14 protein-coding genes and 2 pseudogenes are annotated in these 18,645 nt (G+C 46.4%); 14 read left to right on the forward strand and 2 right to left on the reverse strand.

Features of this window, described 5'->3' with window-relative positions; all coding sequences use genetic code 11:
• Positions 1-114 precede the first annotated feature (114 nt).
• From mutS to glnA, 13 genes are all read left to right on the forward strand, one after another.
• The gene (gene mutS, locus gpAD87_RS07065) at positions 115-2,919 is read left to right on the forward strand and encodes a DNA mismatch repair protein MutS (RefSeq protein ID WP_064637098.1); all 2,805 of its coding nucleotides are present in this window, start codon (positions 115-117) and stop codon (positions 2,917-2,919) included.
• A 21-nt stretch (positions 2,920-2,940) separates the two neighbouring features.
• Positions 2,941-5,160, forward strand: a complete 2,220-nt coding sequence (gene mutL, locus gpAD87_RS07070; RefSeq protein WP_064637099.1) for a DNA mismatch repair endonuclease MutL — start codon at positions 2,941-2,943, stop codon at positions 5,158-5,160.
• A 17-nt stretch (positions 5,161-5,177) separates the two neighbouring features.
• On the forward strand, positions 5,178-5,963 hold the full coding sequence (locus tag gpAD87_RS07075; protein ID WP_064637101.1) for a class I SAM-dependent methyltransferase: 786 nt from the start codon (positions 5,178-5,180) through the stop codon (positions 5,961-5,963).
• Complete coding sequence (gene miaA / locus gpAD87_RS07080) at positions 5,947-6,894, forward strand: tRNA (adenosine(37)-N6)-dimethylallyltransferase MiaA (protein WP_442950731.1); 948 nt, start codon at positions 5,947-5,949, stop codon at positions 6,892-6,894. The genes gpAD87_RS07075 and miaA overlap by 17 nt, the downstream gene beginning before the upstream one ends.
• Before the next feature lie 234 nt (positions 6,895-7,128).
• On the forward strand, positions 7,129-7,350 hold the full coding sequence (locus gpAD87_RS07085; RefSeq protein WP_064637103.1) for a hypothetical protein: 222 nt from the start codon (positions 7,129-7,131) through the stop codon (positions 7,348-7,350).
• 234 nt (positions 7,351-7,584) lie between these two features.
• Positions 7,585-7,827, forward strand: a complete 243-nt coding sequence (gene hfq, locus gpAD87_RS07090) for an RNA chaperone Hfq (RefSeq protein WP_017687918.1) — start codon at positions 7,585-7,587, stop codon at positions 7,825-7,827.
• A 168-nt stretch (positions 7,828-7,995) separates the two neighbouring features.
• Positions 7,996-10,653, forward strand: coding sequence for a transglycosylase domain-containing protein (locus tag gpAD87_RS07095; protein ID WP_064637105.1), 2,658 nt, complete (start codon positions 7,996-7,998; stop codon positions 10,651-10,653).
• A 285-nt stretch (positions 10,654-10,938) separates the two neighbouring features.
• The gene (locus gpAD87_RS07100; protein WP_024630470.1) at positions 10,939-11,502 is read left to right on the forward strand and encodes a DUF402 domain-containing protein; all 564 of its coding nucleotides are present in this window, start codon (positions 10,939-10,941) and stop codon (positions 11,500-11,502) included.
• A gap of 109 nt (positions 11,503-11,611) precedes the next feature.
• Positions 11,612-12,583 carry an AAA family ATPase gene (locus gpAD87_RS07105; protein ID WP_024630469.1) on the forward strand — a complete coding sequence of 324 codons (972 nt, stop codon included), beginning with the start codon at positions 11,612-11,614 and terminating at the stop codon, positions 12,581-12,583.
• A gap of 115 nt (positions 12,584-12,698) precedes the next feature.
• Entirely contained in the window at positions 12,699-13,985 is a 1,287-nt protein-coding gene (gene hflX, locus gpAD87_RS07110; RefSeq protein ID WP_024630468.1) for a GTPase HflX, read from the forward strand.
• A gap of 84 nt (positions 13,986-14,069) precedes the next feature.
• Positions 14,070-15,323, forward strand: coding sequence for a methionine gamma-lyase family protein (locus gpAD87_RS07115; protein ID WP_064637107.1), 1,254 nt, complete (start codon positions 14,070-14,072; stop codon positions 15,321-15,323).
• Between the two features lie 83 nt (positions 15,324-15,406).
• Positions 15,407-15,820, forward strand: coding sequence for a MerR family transcriptional regulator (locus gpAD87_RS07120; RefSeq protein WP_063563200.1), 414 nt, complete (start codon positions 15,407-15,409; stop codon positions 15,818-15,820).
• 129 nt (positions 15,821-15,949) lie between these two features.
• Positions 15,950-17,278: a type I glutamate--ammonia ligase gene (gene glnA, locus gpAD87_RS07125; RefSeq protein ID WP_024630465.1), complete on the forward strand. Its 1,329-nt coding sequence runs from the start codon at positions 15,950-15,952 to the stop codon at positions 17,276-17,278.
• Positions 17,279-17,349: 71 nt separating this feature from the next.
• Here the strand turns inward: glnA and gpAD87_RS32485 are convergent, their stop codons facing one another.
• A complete protein-coding gene (locus tag gpAD87_RS32485; RefSeq protein ID WP_331710909.1) occupies positions 17,350-17,616 on the reverse strand; it encodes a tyrosine-type recombinase/integrase in 267 nt (88 codons plus the stop codon).
• A 510-nt stretch (positions 17,617-18,126) separates the two neighbouring features.
• Here gpAD87_RS32485 and gpAD87_RS31385 point away from each other — a divergent pair.
• Positions 18,127-18,438: pseudogene (locus tag gpAD87_RS31385) on the forward strand (transposase); the annotation flags it as partial.
• An 11-nt stretch (positions 18,439-18,449) separates the two neighbouring features.
• On the opposite strand, the pseudogene gpAD87_RS32490 reads toward gpAD87_RS31385, so the two are convergent.
• Positions 18,450-18,574 (reverse strand): annotated as a pseudogene (locus tag gpAD87_RS32490) (IS3 family transposase); the annotation flags it as partial.
• Positions 18,575-18,645 lie beyond the last annotated feature (71 nt).

Below are 18,645 nucleotides of genomic sequence, written 5' to 3' on the forward strand. Positions count from 1 at the left end.
AGCGGCGGAAGCCGAAACATGAGGCGGTGGCACGAATAAGGTGCCTTACCGCCTTATTGTTCCTTCCGAGACAGCTTCTCTTCCTGACAACATTGGAACGGATGGAGGATACTCATGGCTCAGTATACGCCAATGATTCAACAATATTTGCAAGTGAAGGCCGAAGCGCAGGACGCTTTTCTTTTTTTTAGATTAGGTGATTTCTATGAATTGTTCTTTGAGGATGCGGTTAATGCTTCCCGTGAGCTAGAGATTACATTAACAGCACGCGCAGGAGGGGGAGAAGATAAAATCCCTATGTGCGGTGTGCCTTATCATTCGGCTGACAATTACATACAGCGCTTGATTGAAAAAGGATACAAAGTAGCCATCTGCGAACAGATGGAAGATCCAACGGTAACCAAAGGCATGGTGCGGCGTGAAATTGTACGAGTTATAACACCCGGAACGGTAATGGAAGGCAAGACCTTGGGGGACAAGTCCAATAACTATATGGTTTGCCTGACAGGGAATCAGAACACACTTGCACTGGCTGCCTGTGACTTGTCCACAGGGGAGCTCTACGTGACCTCTGTTCCATACTCACAAGAGTGGCTCAAGGATGAGATCGGAATCTACGAACCTTCTGAAATAGTGGGGGATGCTGCGTTGCTTGATACGGTGGCTACCCAGGCATCTCCAATTGGTCGACCTGTGGTGTATACACCATGGACGAAGAGTAAGGAAGATTTGGTGCGTCAGCAATTCGGAGAAGCGGTATGGGCACGTTTGGAGCCTGAACGTCAAGCCTGCATAGCGCGTCTTTTCTCCTATTTAAGTGAGACACAGAAACGTTCACTTGGACAATTGACACAGGTTTCAACGTATGAGCCGGATCACTTTATGATTCTGGACCCCTTTACTCGGCGTAACCTGGAACTGGTGGAAACGGTACGTGAGCGTTCGAAAAAAGGATCGCTGCTCTGGCTGCTGGACCGCACAGAAACGTCTATGGGTGCCCGCATGCTGCGTCGCTGGGTTGATAAACCCTTGCTGCAAAAAGGAAAAATCAATGAACGTCTGGAAGCGGTAGATACGCTGTATAACCAGTTTATATTGAGGGAAGATCTGCGTGCAGAACTCAAAGACATCTACGATTTGGAACGCCTGGTGGGTCGAATTGCCTTTGGTAATGCTAACGGTCGGGATCTGAATGCACTGAAGCTGTCACTAGACAAAATTCCGGGGCTACGTCAGTATTGTGCAGGCTCGCCTTCCACGACGCTACAGCACATTGCTGGCATTATGGATGATTGCAGTGATCTGCGAGATGCAATTGGTCAGGCTATCGTTGATGAGCCGCCTGTGTCCGTGCGTGATGGTGGCTTAATTCGTGAAGGATACCACGAGAGGCTGGATGAGCTTCGGGAAGCCTCGGTGAATGGCAAGCAGTGGATTGCTGAACTAGAAGCCAGAGAGCGTGAAGCGACCGGCATTCGCTCGCTGAAAATTGGCTACAACAAAGTATTTGGGTACTATATTGAAATTACCAAGTCGAACCTGGCTTCTCTGCCAGAAGGCCGTTACGAGCGGAAACAAACCCTTGCGAATGCTGAGCGTTATATTACACCGGAGCTGAAAGAAAAAGAGACGCTGATTCTGGAAGCTCAGGACAAGATGGTCGATATTGAATATGGCTTGTTCGCAGAATTGCGCGAACGGCTTAATCAGGAGATTGCCAGGCTGCAAAAACTGGCTGAGCTGGTCGCGGAGATTGATGTTTATCAATCCTTTGCCGTCATCAGTGCAGAGCGCAATTTCGTACGGCCTACATTGACCGATGGTTACGATTTGGTTGTAGAACAGGGGCGCCATCCGGTAGTTGAAGCAGTGATGCGAGATGGAGCTTTCATTGCCAACAATACAGCGATGCAGAAGGAAGAGGCGCGTATTCTGCTGATTACCGGCCCAAATATGGCAGGGAAAAGTACGTATATGCGGCAGGTGGCGCTGATTTCGATTCTGGCTCAGATCGGTTGTTTTGTGCCGGCAGGGCAAGCTGAAGTACCGATTATGGATCGTATTTTCACACGGATTGGTGCGGCAGACGATCTCATCGGTGGACAAAGTACGTTTATGGTGGAGATGGCCGACATTCAGGTCATGACGGATAAAGCAACACCACGCAGTCTGATTATTATCGATGAATTGGGTCGGGGAACGTCTACCAGTGAGGGAATGGCGATTGCCCAGTCCGTCATTGAATATGTGCACGATATCATTGGGTGCAAAGCGCTTGTATCAACTCATTTCCATGAGCTTGCTCATCTGGAAGAGAGTTTGGACAAGTTGGCGAATTACTCCATGGCCGTTCAGGAGAGCGGGGACAAGGTCAATTTCCTGCGTAAATTGATCGCCGGGGCTGCCAGCAGCAGTTACGGGATTTATTGCGCACGGCTTGCAGGTCTGCCGGATAGTATCATTGAGCGGGCGAATGGATTGCTGCACGGTTTCGAGCATACGGCGGCTCAGGTTGCGGTTGGCAGCGAATTTGCCGGGAATGACAAGCAGCAATCGGGTGATCATGATCGAGATGGTGCAGAGTTCCAGGCAACAGATCATTCGTCATTGATTCGGGAGCAGGAATCTACGGAACTTGTCGAACTCACTGTTGCGACTGAAGCTCCAGTACAGAAACAACAGGACAAAAAACAAAATGGCAAGCAGCAGGCAGTTTCCAAACATGCTGATGTGGTTCAATTGTCCATCTTTGGAGATGAAGAGCCAAGTGTAACTCCGAAAACGGAGGTAGTTGCCCTTGACAAGCCTGCTCGGGAGTTTATTCGTAATATGAAGGATATTGATGTAATGAACATGACACCGCTTCAGGCGATGCAAATACTGAATGATCTCAAATTGAAGGCACAGCAATTATCCTGAGTATAGGGGAGGGGAAAATCTGTGGCGAAAATTCATGTGCTTGATGAACATATTGCCAACCAGATTGCAGCAGGTGAGGTGGTCGAACGGCCTGCTTCAGTCGTTAAGGAGTTGCTCGAAAACTCGGTTGATGCAGGCGCCTCCAAGATTGATGTTACGGTGGAAGAGGGCGGACTGCTCCGTATTCGGGTCAAAGACAATGGTGCTGGTATCGAGCCAGAGGATATGGAAAAGGCCTTCTATCGTCATGCAACCAGTAAAATAGCTCATGGCCGCGATCTGTTCCAGATCACAAGTCTTGGGTTCCGGGGAGAGGCCTTGGCGAGTATTGCCGCTGTCTCCAAAGTGGAAGTGTTGTCAGCCAGCGGGAATGACGGGCGAGGAAGACGAATCGTGATTGAGGGAGGCAAACTTCTCTCACATGAGGATGAAACCTCACCCCAAGGCACGGACTTTGAGGTGAAAGAACTATTTTTCAATACGCCGGCCAGGCTTAAATATATGAAAACGATCCAGACCGAGCTGGGACATATCTCGGATGTTCTCTATCGTATGGCAATGTCTCATCCTAACATCTCGTTCACGCTGCGTCATAATGAAAATACACTGCTTCAGACGCTGGGCAATGGGGATCTGCTGCAAGTGGTTGCAGCGATCTATGGTACTAGTGCCGCCAAAGCGATGCTCCCCATTCAGGGAGAGAGTCTGGACTATCGTGTGAGCGGGCTGATCAGTTTGCCGGAATGGACTCGTGCCAATCGTGGCGGCATGTCGACCGTTGTGAATGGACGCTTTATTCGGAATTACGGGCTCAACCAGGCTATTCTGAAGGCGTATCATACGTTGCTGCCCATTAATCGGTTCCCACTTGTCGTGGTGCAATTGGAAATGCATCCATCCCTGGTCGATGTGAACGTGCATCCGGCGAAGCTGGAGGTTCGTTTCAGCAAGGAAGCGGAGCTGTACGAGTTTGTAGAAACGACACTGCGTGGAATCTTGCGGAAGGAAGTGCTCATTCCACAGGTAACCAAGCAGCAAATCAGACGTGGAGATAACAGTTCCTTTATCCAGGAACAGTTCCTGTTCCCCAGAGGTCCTCTAAAGGACGAAACGGAATCCGCAGGGTATGGGCAACAGGGTCCATTAGGGAAACATGCTGGACTCGCTAAAATGAGTTCAGTGGACGATGATCTGGATGCCCCGGCTGATGTGGCTTCGGCTGATGTGCAATCAGGTTCTGATGGAAACGGTGAGGGTCAGACGCTGCCGTTTCCTGAAGCTCCACCCGAGATACCACCATCCTATGATCCATTTGGGATGTTGAGCGGGGACTCAGGGTCTAATGTTCTGAAGCGTAATTATAGTCATGACGAAAATTCCCATAGCGAAACAGCTTCTGCTGTGAGTGGAAGTACTGGTGCTGCTACAGATCGTGCTGCGCAAGATGCCTTACCTTCAACTGAAGATAAGGGGCTATCGACTTCACAGGCTCCAGCTTCTGCGTATCGTTCCAACTCGGTGAATTCTCCAGTTAGAGAAAATCGTTCATCTTATAATCCGTCTACGGCGGGTGCAAAAGGAGAGCGGAACTGGAAGGCTCCTAGTTTGCCGGACCCAGCGAGGCTGGCATCTGCCGTTAAATCGGATGTTTCCATGCCTGCGTTTCCTGAACTAAGCCTGATTGGGCAGCACCACGGGACGTACTTGATTGCACAAAATCAAGATGGTCTATATCTGATTGATCAGCATGCGGCCCATGAACGGGTGAATTATGAGTATTACTACGAGCAGTTTGGCAATCCGGCTCAGGCTTCGCAGGAGTTGCTATTGCCCATTACACTGGAGTTCACACCATCCGAGACCGAAAAGCTCAAAACTAGACTGGCTTGGTTCGAGCAGGCAGGTGTCTATTTGGAACATTTCGGTGGGCAGACCTTCCGGGTGCGTTCCCATCCATTCTGGTTCCCCAAGGGAGATGAGAAAGACATTATTGAAGAGATGTCAGAATGGGTGCTGAGTGAACGTAGTATAGATGTCGCCAAGATGAGAGAAGCGGCGTCGATCATGTGCTCTTGCAAGGCGTCCATCAAAGCCAATCAGAAATTGACGGATCAGGAGGCGGAAGTGTTGATTCAGCGTCTTGGTTCTTGCCGTCAACCGTATACTTGTCCACACGGGAGACCGATTGTGGTGTCATTTTCAACCTATGATCTAGAGAAATTGTTCAAACGGGTCATGTAGCTATTTAGGAGGAAATTATGTATATTACAACCGGTGAAAAGGAAGCAGGCCACCTTGTGGAACGTGCACGAAACCTTGCGGAAACAACGGGAGGAACCTATGTATCACGCAAGAGAATGTCTTTACCTGCAATGATTGCACATTATGGGATTGATGAGATTATAGTTGTGCTTCAGGGTAAAGTTCGTTTGTTTCGTCCGGATTCACCCTTGCTTGAGTTTCACCCAAGTATGGGATTTGTTCGGGCCAAACGTGTGTTAAATGGAGAAGCTGATCCGATGCTGGACGCGGGGGCGATCCTTGAAGGGGATACCGTTATCGATTGTACAGCAGGATTGGGCACCGATGCACTGGTATTCTCGGTTGCTGTAGGCAAAACTGGTAAGGTCATCGCCTGTGAAAGCTCCCTGCCACTGTACACGTTATTAGTAGAAGGCATGTCTCAGTATGAGAGCATTAAGCCTGCGGTAAACGAAGCTTTCCGGCGCATTGAGCTGCGGCATGCGAATCATCTCGATTTGCTGCGTTCCTTGCCAGACCGAAGCTGTGACACGGTTTATTTCGATCCGATGTTCCGTGAGCCAATGCTCGATTCAAGTGCCATTCAGCCTTTGCGAGATTATGCGAATCCAAGCGCTTTGGATGAACAGAGTATTATTGAAGCGAAAAGAGTTTCCCGCAAGCGGGTAGTTATGAAAGAGAAGCGCGGCAGCGCGGAGTTTACAAGACTCGGTTTTGAAGTACATGACCGGGGCAATGCAAAAACACTGTACGGAGTGATTAATGTTGAAAGCGGAAGTTAAACCGAAGCTGCTTGTGCTGGTTGGACCAACAGCTGTAGGCAAAACAAGAATGAGTATTGAGCTTGCACAGGCGTTCAATTGTGAGATTATTTCGGGGGATTCCATGCAGGTATATCGCGAAATGGATATCGGGACGGCCAAAATTACTCGCGATGAAATGAAGGGTGTGCCCCATCACCTCATAGACATCCATGAACCGGAATACCCCTATTCTGTGGCGGAATTTCAGGAGAGCTGCACACGTCTGATTGGGGAAATCCATGAGCGCGGCAAGTTGCCTTTTATTGTTGGTGGTACTGGTCTGTATGTGGAATCGGTATGTTATGGCTTTCAATTCTCGGACAGCGGCTCAGATGAAGCGTTCCGGGATGAACAGTTCCGTTATGCAGAGCAACATGGCCCGCAGGCGTTACATGATAAGCTGAGGGGCATTGATCCGGTTAGCGCAGAACGACTGCATCCGAATGACCAGCGCCGAATTGTTCGTGCACTGGAGATCTATCACCTTACAGGTGAGAAGTTGTCCGAGCAGCTGGCTTCCCAGAAGAAAGAGTCTCCATATGACCTGCTTATTGTGGGTTTGACAATGGATCGTCAGAAACTGTATGCCCGAGTGGAAGAGCGAATTGATCTTATGATCGAGCAGGGTTTGGTAGATGAGGTCAAGTCTTTACTGGAGCGCGGCGTAGCGAGAGGACATATCTCCATGCAGGGGCTCGGTTATAAGGAAATTGCGGCTTATCTTCAGGGTGAAGTAAGCTGGGAGGCTGCGGTAGAGTGGCTGAAAAGGGATACACGTCGTTTTGCCAAGCGGCAATTGTCCTGGTTCCGGCATATGAAAGACATTGAATGGGTGGATATGACGGATACCGAAGATTTTGCAGGGAATTATGCCCATGTATGTGAGATGATCAAACGTAAGTTTGACTGAATATAGAAGTTGGAATTTGCCAACGATTAGGACTTTAGAACCTCTATCTTTTAGAAATAAAAGGTAGAGGTTTTTACTTTTTTTATATGAAATGATGTTATTAAAAGAGGGAATATTCGGAGTCCTATGCAGATTTAAGCAAAGAAATTCATTGTAAAAAAATAACATAAATATTAAAATGAATTCACATGACAGGCCATTTGATTTTGTTTGTAAGGTGAAGGGGGAGATTTTATGAGTGCAGAACCGAGCGGAGTAGCGAGTTTATATCTCTTTTTCTCAGGATTATTTGGAATTGGTTTCGCCATTGGAGGTCTTGTCGCCTTAATTTGGTTAATTATTGTTCTCATCAATACCAATACATACCTCAAACTCTTAATCCATGATAGAAAAAATCGGAAAAATATGACGTTAGCCAGAGAAGAAGGGAAAACATATACAGATCCAGAAAAGTAGAAGGGAAACGTGGAAAAAGGTAGAATTTGTCCCTCTTTTGCAATTCTGACAAGCGGTGTATAATGGATAAGTCTTCTAGTTGCAAGCGAAGCTCAGGCATAGGTGCAAAATAGCAGGCAAGGGGTTTTTGTGGATTATATGAATCCGTTCATGATATAATAGCACGAAAGCTACTCAGCGATATTGAATATTACTTATAACACGAATTCAAATGAACCAATGGGGGTACGGCTAATGAACAAGTCCATCAACATCCAAGATACGTTCTTGAACCAACTGCGGAAAGAAAACATTCCAGCTACGGTCTATCTGACCAATGGCTTTCAAATCCGCGGAACGATCAAGGCATTTGACAATTTTACGATCGTCATTGACAGCGACGGACGCCAGCAAATGGTCTACAAGCACGCCATCTCCACGTTCACGCCGCAACGCAGCGTATCGCTGATGCAGCAAGATAATAGCGGCGAAGCTTAAAAAATTACGAAACCTTTTTATCAACCATTTCGTCTACATGTATAGGAATCGAAACAGAGCAACCTGAATAAGGGTTGTTCTTTTCATTCCGGGCAAAATAAGCTCAATAGGAGCTTGAGCCAGTAGTCGAATAGAAATTATGCAACTGAAAGGGAGTCAGGAGGTAACATGCCAAACGATCCGTTGTCGAGGTCTAACAATCGCAACAGCAATAACAAGTCAACCAAAAAAGCGAAGCCAAAGACCTCTAAAAAGAAAAAAATTACGGGTAAACGCGTTGGATGGACACTGTTTTTCACCATGGCAATCGCCATATTTTGTGCACTGGGTGGATATTTATTTATTATGGTGAGTGGGGAAAATCTGCTCAAAGCCAACAAGGACAAAACAACAATCAATGAAACTTCAAAAGTATATGATCGTAACGGACAGTTAATGGGCGAGTTGTCCATACAAAAGCTGGAGCCGGTCAATGAAGAAGATATTCCGGATTTAGTGAAGGAAGCTTTTGTTGCTACGGAGGACAAACGCTTCTACGAGCATCAGGGCGTGGATATCTGGTCCATCGGACGGGCGGCGGTTAAAGACGTCATGGCCCGCTCCATGGTGGAGGGTGGAAGTACGCTGACTCAGCAGCTTGCGAAAAATATGTTCTTGTCCCGTGACAAGACCTTCTTCCGTAAAGCGACAGAGGTTTCCATTGCAATGGCATTGGAGCGCAAGTACTCAAAAGACGAAATTCTGACGATGTATCTGAACCGGATTTTCTTCGGTCATCAGCGTTATGGTATTAAGGCTGCGTCTGAATTTTATTTTGGGGTTTCTGACCTTAACGAATTAAAAATTTGGCAAATTGCCACATTGGCAGCGATGCCTAAAGGGCCTTCTGCCTATAACCCGCTGAGCAATCCCAACGATTCCAAGGCACGTCGTGCTGTGGTATTGCAGCTGATGTATGAGCAAGGTTACATCACCAAGGCGGAAATGGATGAAGCCAAAGAAGTAGATTATGACTATACACCGCCTGAGAAAGATCAAAAGTATCAAGCCTTTATCGACTATGTTCTTCGTGAAGCGGAAAAAGTGACTGGTAAAACGGAGGATGATCTGAATATCGGCGGGTACAAAATTTACACGACGATGGATGCTCAGGCTCAAACAGCCATGGAAAGTGCTTTCTCGGATGACAGTTTGTTTGAGTCAAGTAAAGACGATCAGCCAGTTCAAGGCTCCATGGTAATTATGAACCATGAAAATGGCAGTCTCGTCGCCTTGATGGGCGGACGGGATTATCAAACAAAAGGCTACAGCCGGGTAACACAGAGCCGCAGACAGCCTGGATCGGCATTTAAACCGATTGTGACTTATGCACCGGCTCTTGAATCAGGTAATTACAATGCAAACTCAGCTCTCAGTAATGAAAAGCAATGCTTCGGAAATTACTGCCCGGGTAACTTGCATGGTTATTCTTCAACCATTAGTATGACGGATGCCATTACAAAATCGGAGAATATCCCGGCAGTATGGCTCCTAAACAAAATTGGTGTGAATACAGGTGTTCAGTTTGCAAAAAGCGTAGGTATCCAACTTACGGATGAAGACAAAAACCTGGCGATTGCGCTGGGTGGTCTTAGCAAAGGTACGAATACGCTGGAAATGGCGCAAGCCTATAGTGCATTCGCCAATCTGGGTGAGTACCAGCAGGCGTATTCCATTAAGGAAATTAAGGATAGCGCGGGGAAAACGACCTATAAACACGATAAATCGGAAACAACACGTGTCATGAGTGAGCAAAATGCTTATTCCCTGACTAAGATGCTGCAAAATGTCGTGAATGACGGTACAGGTCGTTCAGCACGTCTGGATCGACCAGTTGCTGGTAAGACGGGAACCGTTCAAAGTGGTATCTCTGGCAACAGTGCCAACCGTGATGTTTGGTTCGTCGGATACACTCCAGAATGGACTGCAGCAGTATGGATGGGTTACGACAATCCTGATGCAACCCATATGCTTAAGAATAGCAGTAAGCTATCAGCGGCGTTCTTTGCCAAAGTTATGGGGGATGCGTTAAAAGGAGTTCCTGTGAAGGACTTCAAAGCTCCAGCAGGAGCCCAGACACCTCCGCCGGAAAAAGAACCAGAGCAACCAACGCTTTCAGTGAGTGGTTTGAATGGTGCATATGATCCATCTACGCAAACTGTATCGTTGAATTGGACTGCAACGGGGGATTCCTCGACACAGTATCGGATTTACAGAAAAGAGACATCTGAGGGACAGTTCACCCATCTATTAGATGCGGTTGGTTCGACCAGTGCGCAGGATCTAGGTGCACTCCCGGGTCTCACCTACGAATACTATGTGACAGCTGTTGATTCAGCTACGGGACTGGAGACTGATCCGTCCAACATCATATCGCTGATGATTGAAGCGGAGGAATTGGAACCGGAACAGCCAGATACGGGCACGGAGCCAGGGACGGAACCGGGCACAGAACAGCCTGGAACAGAAAATCCAGACAACGGTTCGCCGGGGAATGGAAGTTCTGAGGGTAACAATGGCAACGGAAATGAAAATGGTAACAATGGTAACGGCAATAATGGAAACAACGGAAACAACGGCGGGACAGGTCAAGGGAACGGACAGACCGGAGAAGGAAACACACCGCCTGGACAGGGAACAACAGAACCTGGAGGTACGGGTGAGGGTTCCAATGATGGGTCTGTAACGACACCGGGCGAAGTAGTCACGCCACCAGATAGTGGAAACAACGGTAACAATGGAGAAACGAATGCACCGACAGATTCTCAAGCTGGAACTGGCGGTTAACAAGAATAAGCCGCATTAAATAATTACAACCTAAAACCTGCTCCCCCTCATATTGGGGAAGCAGGTTTTTTGGCGTTAGTAACGTTTGGAGTGGAACCTTAACTCTCTAATAGATGGGGCAAAGCTTGATTTTGAGTGTATAACTTAAATATGGTAAGCTGTAACTATTCGTAATACGTTGTGCAAAGCGGATTCAGGCACTTGTGGAATCGGTAATGCGGACGTTATTCGCTGTTCACCAATATCAGCAGGTCACGGACCTGTGGTCGGCAAAGAGGGGTTCGTATGAAACGGAAATTCGGGGACCGCGCGAACTGGCGCCGGATTACGAACCGACAATTTACATGCCGGTTCGTTCAATCCAAAATTTTTACTGGTTACATTACGTTGTATACAATACAAGATTTGAAAGAGCCTTTGTGGAAAACCTATGGAGGAAGCACCTTCTGCATTGCGGATAAAGGTTATTCCTGGTTGCAGTATTATCCGAAAGGCGAGCACTTTGTTGTTACGGCCATGTTTGACGATCAGGAGCGAATTGTTGAATGGTACATTGATACATGCCGCAGCCAGGGCATAACCGATCAAGGTGTTCCGTGGTTTGATGATCTGTATCTGGATGTCGTTGTCCTGAAGGATGGAGAAATATTTTTGCTGGACGAAGATGAACTTGAAGATGCTCTTTCACGTAAGCACATTACGACGGGGGATTATGATCTGGCGAACCGGACAGCAAAGGATTTGTTGCATGCCATTGATGCTCATGTGTTTCCGTATTTCCAACTGTCCTTGAAGCATAGACAAACCTTGTTTGAGAATGGGGAGTTCAGAAAAAATATTCAGATTTAAGTCATGGAAAAGTCGCAGAATTCTTCGCCATCCTTCTAATATTAGAGCACCTGATAGAATACATTAATAATCAGGAGAGTTCAGCCCGATAAAATAGAGGTGATGGCGAATGAACGGACGGGTCATGGCTGCAGGAGGGCAACCGGGAGGCAGACCATCCAGACAAATTAATGTTGTTTTGCGTAACCAGGAACCTCAGATGCTGGTCAAAGAAGAAGAGACGGCAATACAAGCGGCAAAAGGTTTAGCCAAACATGCGCATTTTCAGGAGATTCAAGGTGAATTGGAGCAGCTGGTTGGACTCGAAAATATCAAGGATTTAGTATTTGAAATCTATGCTTTCTTACAGATTGCCCAAATGCGTACCGAAGCTGGACTGATAAGTGGGGCGCACGTGTATCATATGATTTTCAAAGGCAATCCGGGAACCGGAAAAACAACGGTAGCACGAATCGTTGCGAAGCTGTTTCAGAAGATGGGTGTATTGAGTAAGGGTCATTTGATTGAAGTGGAACGTGCAGACTTGGTCGGGGAATACATCGGGCATACGGCACAAAAAACGAGGGATTTGGTCAAAAAGGCATTGGGTGGAATCTTATTTATTGATGAGGCGTACAGTCTGGCTCGCGGGGGCGAGAAGGATTTTGGGAAGGAAGCTATCGACACACTTGTGAAGTCAATGGAAGATAATAAGAATCAATTTATCCTCATCTTGGCGGGATACTCGGAAGAGATTGATTTTTTTCTGCAGACGAATCCCGGATTACCTTCCCGTTTTCCGATCCAGGTTGAATTTCCGGACTATAGCATTGATCAATTGATTCAAATCTCCGAGATTATGGCTAAGGAACGTGACTATATTCTCATGCCACAGACCATACTCAAACTAAAGCAGCATCTGCTTCAGGAAAAAAATGAATCTCTTCATGCGTTCAGCAATGCCCGATATGTCCGAAATGCCATTGAACGATCGATTCGCCATCAGGCAGTTCGACTATTGGAACAGTATACCCAGGGAAATCCGGGAAAACTGGAGCTGATGACTATCCGCACAGAGGATTTGAAGTTTGAGCAAAAGTAAGCGATAATATAATTTTTAACGCAGCCGGCCGGGTTAACCGGTTCGGCTTAAAGCATGCCATCTAAGGTGGCACAGAATATATGCGGAAACGTAGTAGAAGGAGTGAATATACACGATGACAAATGGAACACATGATACAGATATGGTGAAGAAGGATCGCGCCGTGTTGGTGAGTCTGGTTACCGATGAGGTCAAACGTTCGGGTATTAACCCGGAGTACTCCCTTGAGGAGTTGGTAAAACTCGCCGAGACGGCAGGCGTAGAAGTGCTGAGTGTATTGTCACAGAACCTGAAAACCCGGGACACCAAATGGTTCATAGGTAAGGGGAAAGTGGAAGAACTTCGTGCAGTGGCTGAGGAAATGGGAGCAACAACAGCTATTTTTGACCAGGAGCTGTCCGGTGCTCAAGTTCGTAACCTGGAAGAAGCGTTGGATCTCAAAATTATTGACCGCACCCAGCTGATTTTGGATATCTTTGCGCAGCGCGCCAACACAAGAGAAGGTATTATCCAGGTTGAGTTGGCTCAGTTGAGCTATTTGTTACCACGTTTGTCGGGTCACGGAAAGAATTTGTCCAGACTTGGTGGCGGAATTGGAACGCGGGGTCCAGGTGAAAGTAAACTGGAGACGGATCGTCGACATATTCGTGGCCGCATAGATGACTTGAAGCGTCATTTGGAAGAAGTAACACGTCATCGCAAGCTGCACCGGGAACGTCGCAAAAAGACGGGGATCGTTCAGGTAGCCCTTGTAGGTTATACGAATGCGGGTAAGTCCACCTTGCTTAAACAATTAACGGCGGCAGATGTGTATATTCAAGACCAGCTGTTTGCCACACTGGATCCAACCTCTCGGACGATGGAACTGCCAAGTGGTAAAGAAATCGTACTCACAGATACGGTTGGGTTTATACAAAACCTTCCTCATGATCTGATTGCGGCTTTCCGTGCAACGCTGGAGGAAGTGAATGAAGCGGACCTTATATTACATGTGGTCGATGCATCATCTGCAATGCGTGAAGACCAGATGAGAACTGTACACACGATTTTGCAGCAACTGGGTTCAGGGGACAAGCCTCAATTGGTATTGTATAACAAAAAGGATGCTTGTACACCGGAGCAGCTTGAGATGCTTCCTTTGGATAAAGAACATATCAAAGTGAGCGCTCTAGATGCAGATGACTTGCTGAAAATTCGTGAGCTTATCCAGGCTGAATTGACTGGCGCTACCAAACGGTTCCGTATTCCGGCTGAGCGTGGGGATCTTACATCTGTACTTTACAAAATAGGCGATGTTGTTGAGACCACATTTGAAGATAATGATGTAATTTATGAAGTGGAACTGCAAAAAGGCGAATATGAGAAATTCGGTTATTTACTTGAAGATTTCATACAACTGTAACATCGATGACATATTTGTATGATAAGTTGACACGATAATTGATGTTTGACGTCAGATTCGTGCTATGAAGGGGAATGAAGCAAGATGGCAAGCTTTGATTCAGAGATTATTGAACTTCAACGACAGGTTGAACGTCAGATTGAGGGGCAATTGCAACAGATTGACCGGATCACCGATCATAACCAATGGAAAGTAATCAATGCTTTTCAGCGTAGAAAAGTCAGTGATTTTCACTTTGCGGGTTCAACGGGGTACGCTTATAACGATCGCGGGCGTGAGGTGCTTGATGAAGTGTATGCCGATGTGTTTGGTGCAGAGGCGGCATTGGTGCGTCCCCATTTTGCATCAGGTACACATACTATTGCTACAGCTTTGTTCGGTGTACTTCGTCCAGGTGACGAGTTGTTGTACATTACGGGTAAGCCCTATGACACATTACATAAAGTCATTGGCAAGCCTGGTGATGGAACAGGATCATTACGGGATTTCGGAATTGGCTATCAAGAGACGGCTCTGTTAGAAGATGGCGGAGTAGATTGGGCGGCGGTAGAGAAAAGTATCAATGCAGCGACAAAAGTCATTGGTATTCAACGCTCCAGAGGATATGATTGGAGATCTTCCTTCTGTATTGAAGAAATCGCTGATATGGTTACACGTGTAAAGGCGATCAAGGAAGATGTCATCATATTTGTGGATAACTGTTATGGTGAATTCACGGAGGAACGTGAACCAACTGAAATCGGGGTAGACCTGATGGCAGGTTCACTGATTAAAAATCCCGGTGGAGGTCTAGCGGAAACCGGTGGATACATATGCGGGAAGGAAAAGTACGTGCAATTGGCTGCCTATCGTTTGACTGCTCCTGGAATTGGCGGTGAGGTTGGCGCGATGTTGGGAACAACTCGTGGCATCTACCAAGGACTTTACATGGCTCCGACAATTGTAGGACAGGCCATTAAAGGGAGCACATTCGCTGCGGCGATGTTTGCTGCATCCGGATTTGTAACCAAACCTGCATGGAACGAGATGCGTACAGATCTGATTCAGGCTGTTCAATTCAGTTCGGCCGAGCATTTAATTGCCTTTGTACAAGGGATACAGCGGGCTGCTGCAGTAGATAGCCATGTAGTTCCTGAACCTTGGGACATGCCGGGTTACGAGCACCCTGTCATCATGGCGGCAGGTACGTTTATACAGGGTGGGAGCCTTGAATTGTCGGCAGATGCGCCTATCCGTGAGCCTTTTATTGGCTATATGCAGGGCGGTTTAACGTACTCTCATGTTAAATATGGCGTTTTGATGTCATTACAGACCATGAAAGAACGCAAATTATTGTGAGTTTATCTAACACATCATTGACACTTAGTAATAACTAAATGTACAATAGAGTGAAGAATAGATGACTGGAAGGTTGATGAATGATGGGTGACGAAATTCGCAGAAATATGGCCTTATTCCCGATAGGTATTGTAATGAAACTTACGGATCTGTCCGCGCGTCAGATTCGTTATTATGAGCAGCACAGTTTGATTGTTCCTGCGAGAACGTCAGGTAATCAGCGTTTGTTCTCTTTCAATGACGTAGAACGATTGCTGGAAATCAAGGCTCTGATTGAAAAAGGAGTTAACATCGCAGGCATTAAACAAGTGATGAATCCTGTATCCAAAGAGTCAGAAGAAGCGACTGTTATTACAGCCGATACGGAAGTGAAACGTAGAGAACTATCGGACTCCCAACTACACCGTCTGCTTAAACAACAACTGGTGTCAGGTAAGAGACCTGGACAAGTATCTCTCATCCAGGGAGAGCTTTCCCGGTTCTTTAATAAAAAATAAGTTCGTATAACCTCGTAAGTCAGGGGAAATCCTGCTTTTGGGTAGGAGGACTCCTTGACCCATGCAATATTCTAATGTACAAATATAACAGGCAAGCCAAATACGCAGAGAAGAAAGGGAGAGGGTATCGTGAGTTTTACTAAAGAAGACATACTACGCATCTCAAAAGAAGAAAATGTACGATTCGTTCGTTTGCAATTTACCGATTTGCTTGGAGCAATCAAAAACGTTGAGATCCCTGTGAGCCAGCTTACTAAGGCTCTGGACAATAAAATGATGTTTGATGGATCTTCCATTGAAGGTTATGTACGTATTGAAGAGTCCGACATGTACCTCTATCCGGATCTCGATTCTTGGCTGATTTTCCCTTGGGTAGCCGAGAACCGTGTTGCTCGACTGATTTGCGACGTTTATCTTCCGGATGGTAATCCGTTTCCAGGAGATCCGCGTGGCATCTTGAAACGAAACCTGAAAGAAGCCGAAGAAATGGGATTCACTTCCTTCAACGTCGGTCCTGAACCAGAGTTCTTCTTGTTCAAAACAGACGAAAAAGGAAACCCGACTAACGAACTGAATGACCAAGGTGGATATTTCGACCTAGCGCCTACGGATCTTGGTGAAAACTGTCGTCGTGACATCGTTATCACACTTGAAGAAATGGGCTTTGAGATCGAAGCTTCCCACCATGAGGTAGCTCCAGGTCAGCATGAGATCGACTTTAAATATGCTGATGCTCTAAAAGCAGCAGACCAGATCCAAACGTTCAAACTCGTTGTTAAAACGATTGCACGTCAGCATGGTCTACATGCTACCTTTATGCCAAAACCGCTGTTTGGTATGAACGGTTCCGGTATGCACTGTAACCAATCCTTGTTCCAAGGCAAAGTGAACGCATTCGTAGACGAGTCGGACGAACTGGGTCTGAGCAAAACTGCACGTCACTTCATGGCTGGAACTTTGAAGCATGCGCGTGCGTTTGCAGCAATTACGAACCCAACTGTGAACTCTTACAAACGTCTGGTTCCTGGTTACGAAGCACCTTGTTATGTAGCTTGGTCTGCTAGTAACCGTAGTCCAATGATCCGTATTCCAGCTTCCCGTGGTCTGAGCACACGTGTTGAAGTACGTAACCCGGATCCGGCTGCGAACCCTTACCTTGCCTTGGCTGTTTTGCTGAAAGCAGGTTTGGATGGAATCAAACGTGAGCTTTCCTTACCAGCTCCGATTGACCGTAACATCTACATCATGTCAGAAGAAGAGCGCGTGGAAGAAGGCATTCCAAGCTTGCCAGCTGACCTGAAAGAAGCATTGAACGAATTGATCCGCAGCGAAGTCATCTGTGATGCTCTCGGCGACCACGCCCTGGCTCACTTCTATGAGCTGAAAGAAATTGAGTGGGACATGTATCGTACACAAGTCCACCAATGGGAACGCGATCAATATATCACGTTGTACTAATTGAATAAACCTTATACCTACAGGTTTTTTTGAGGGTTTAAATGGGGGACGTTTGAATGGGGATTATACTTCTATTGAGGAGTGTCCCCCAAACGTCCCCCATTTTGATTTTTCGAACCAAGAATGCTGGAGATATATTGTTCATATCTATCGATAATCAGTTGCTCTAGCTTTTTCGAGATGTGAGCATATATATCGGAAGTGATTTGTACACTTCCATGACCGAGTTGTTCTTGGACAAATTTAATGTCTGCACCAGCTTCAAGCATGAGGACAGCACAAGTGTGCCTGAGAGAATGAATTCGTAGATCTTCACTTAACTCTGCACGCTTTAAAATCCCTGGAGAGAATTGAAGAGAGTAGACTTTGGCATATGGCTACCATCGTTACGACACAAAACTAAATTTAGATCATGCCTGTACATGGATTCTCCCAGGTTAATTTTATTTTGATTTTGCCATGTGGCGTGATATTTCAAATCATTTATTAAACCTGTACTTACAGTAATTGTGCGTGTAGATCTGAAGGTTTTGGTATCTCCAAATAGCTCGTTGTCATCTTCTGCTTGGAAGTCAAGTGTCTCGTCAATTTGATCCTCCATTTTAAAGCTGCAGCTTTACCTTCACCTTTTCTCATACCTGTCTCAAGAAGAAGTTTAAAGAATATCCAGTAAATATACCCGTAACCTCTCGCTGCTTGAAGAAAATCAGCTATGTCTTCAGAATCAATAAAATCCACAGTTTTTTTCTTTCTTTCCCCTTTGATGATAGAGGCCTTACACGGGTTTCGTTCCAGCTTTCCTTGAATAACTGCTTGTTCAATTGCGGAATATGCGGTGGAGTTAATAATTTCAATTCTCCGAGCGAAATGACTTAAAACTCGTTACGGACACGGTGAAGAAACTGAAATGTGGACCTTCCTTGCTCCATTCGGACCAGGGGTTTCAGTATACAACACTGAGTTATGCCAAGTTGCTTGAAGAGAAGAAGCTCACCGGAAGCCATTCTCGGCATGGTAACTGCTACGACAATGCTTGTATAGAGTCGTTCTTCTCCCACTTAAAGACGGAGAAGTTGTATTTGGAGAAACCTCAGAATCTGGAGCAAGCAAGAAGCCAAATTACGGAGTATATTTCGTTTTACAACATGAATCGTTTCTAAAACAAACTGGGAAGTTCTCTCATTAAGCGGCGTACCTTCTTGTGATTCACCACGAGGCTTCCTTTCCTAACGCGGTTCGCATACGTTTGTAGCCGAAATAAGGACGAAGTCGGTGAATGCCTAAAATATGTGCTTTCAGATCCGCATCCTCTACACACTCTAGTCAGAGTGCGACCCTTATACATGGTCCATGCTCTCTTACGTGCG

It is taken from the genome of Paenibacillus sp. AD87, from assembly GCF_001659845.1.
In the GTDB taxonomy this organism is placed as follows: Bacteria; Bacillota; Bacilli; order Paenibacillales; family Paenibacillaceae; genus Paenibacillus; species Paenibacillus marchantiae.

Excerpts from the sequence above, each read along its gene's own strand:
- mutS (WP_064637098.1), top strand. The coding sequence starts at position 115 with ATGGCTCAGTATACGCCAATGATTCAACAATATTTGCAAGTGAAGGCC.
- gpAD87_RS07075 (WP_064637101.1), top strand. The coding sequence starts at position 5,178 with ATGTATATTACAACCGGTGAAAAGGAAGCAGGCCACCTTGTGGAACGT.
- gpAD87_RS07085 (WP_064637103.1), top strand. The coding sequence starts at position 7,129 with ATGAGTGCAGAACCGAGCGGAGTAGCGAGTTTATATCTCTTTTTCTCA.
- hfq (WP_017687918.1), top strand. The coding sequence starts at position 7,585 with ATGAACAAGTCCATCAACATCCAAGATACGTTCTTGAACCAACTGCGG.
- gpAD87_RS07095 (WP_064637105.1), top strand. The coding sequence starts at position 7,996 with ATGCCAAACGATCCGTTGTCGAGGTCTAACAATCGCAACAGCAATAAC.
- gpAD87_RS07100 (WP_024630470.1), top strand. The coding sequence starts at position 10,939 with ATGAAACGGAAATTCGGGGACCGCGCGAACTGGCGCCGGATTACGAAC.
- gpAD87_RS07105 (WP_024630469.1), top strand. The coding sequence starts at position 11,612 with ATGAACGGACGGGTCATGGCTGCAGGAGGGCAACCGGGAGGCAGACCA.
- hflX (WP_024630468.1), top strand. The coding sequence starts at position 12,699 with ATGACAAATGGAACACATGATACAGATATGGTGAAGAAGGATCGCGCC.
- gpAD87_RS07115 (WP_064637107.1), top strand. The coding sequence starts at position 14,070 with ATGGCAAGCTTTGATTCAGAGATTATTGAACTTCAACGACAGGTTGAA.
- gpAD87_RS07120 (WP_063563200.1), top strand. The coding sequence starts at position 15,407 with ATGGGTGACGAAATTCGCAGAAATATGGCCTTATTCCCGATAGGTATT.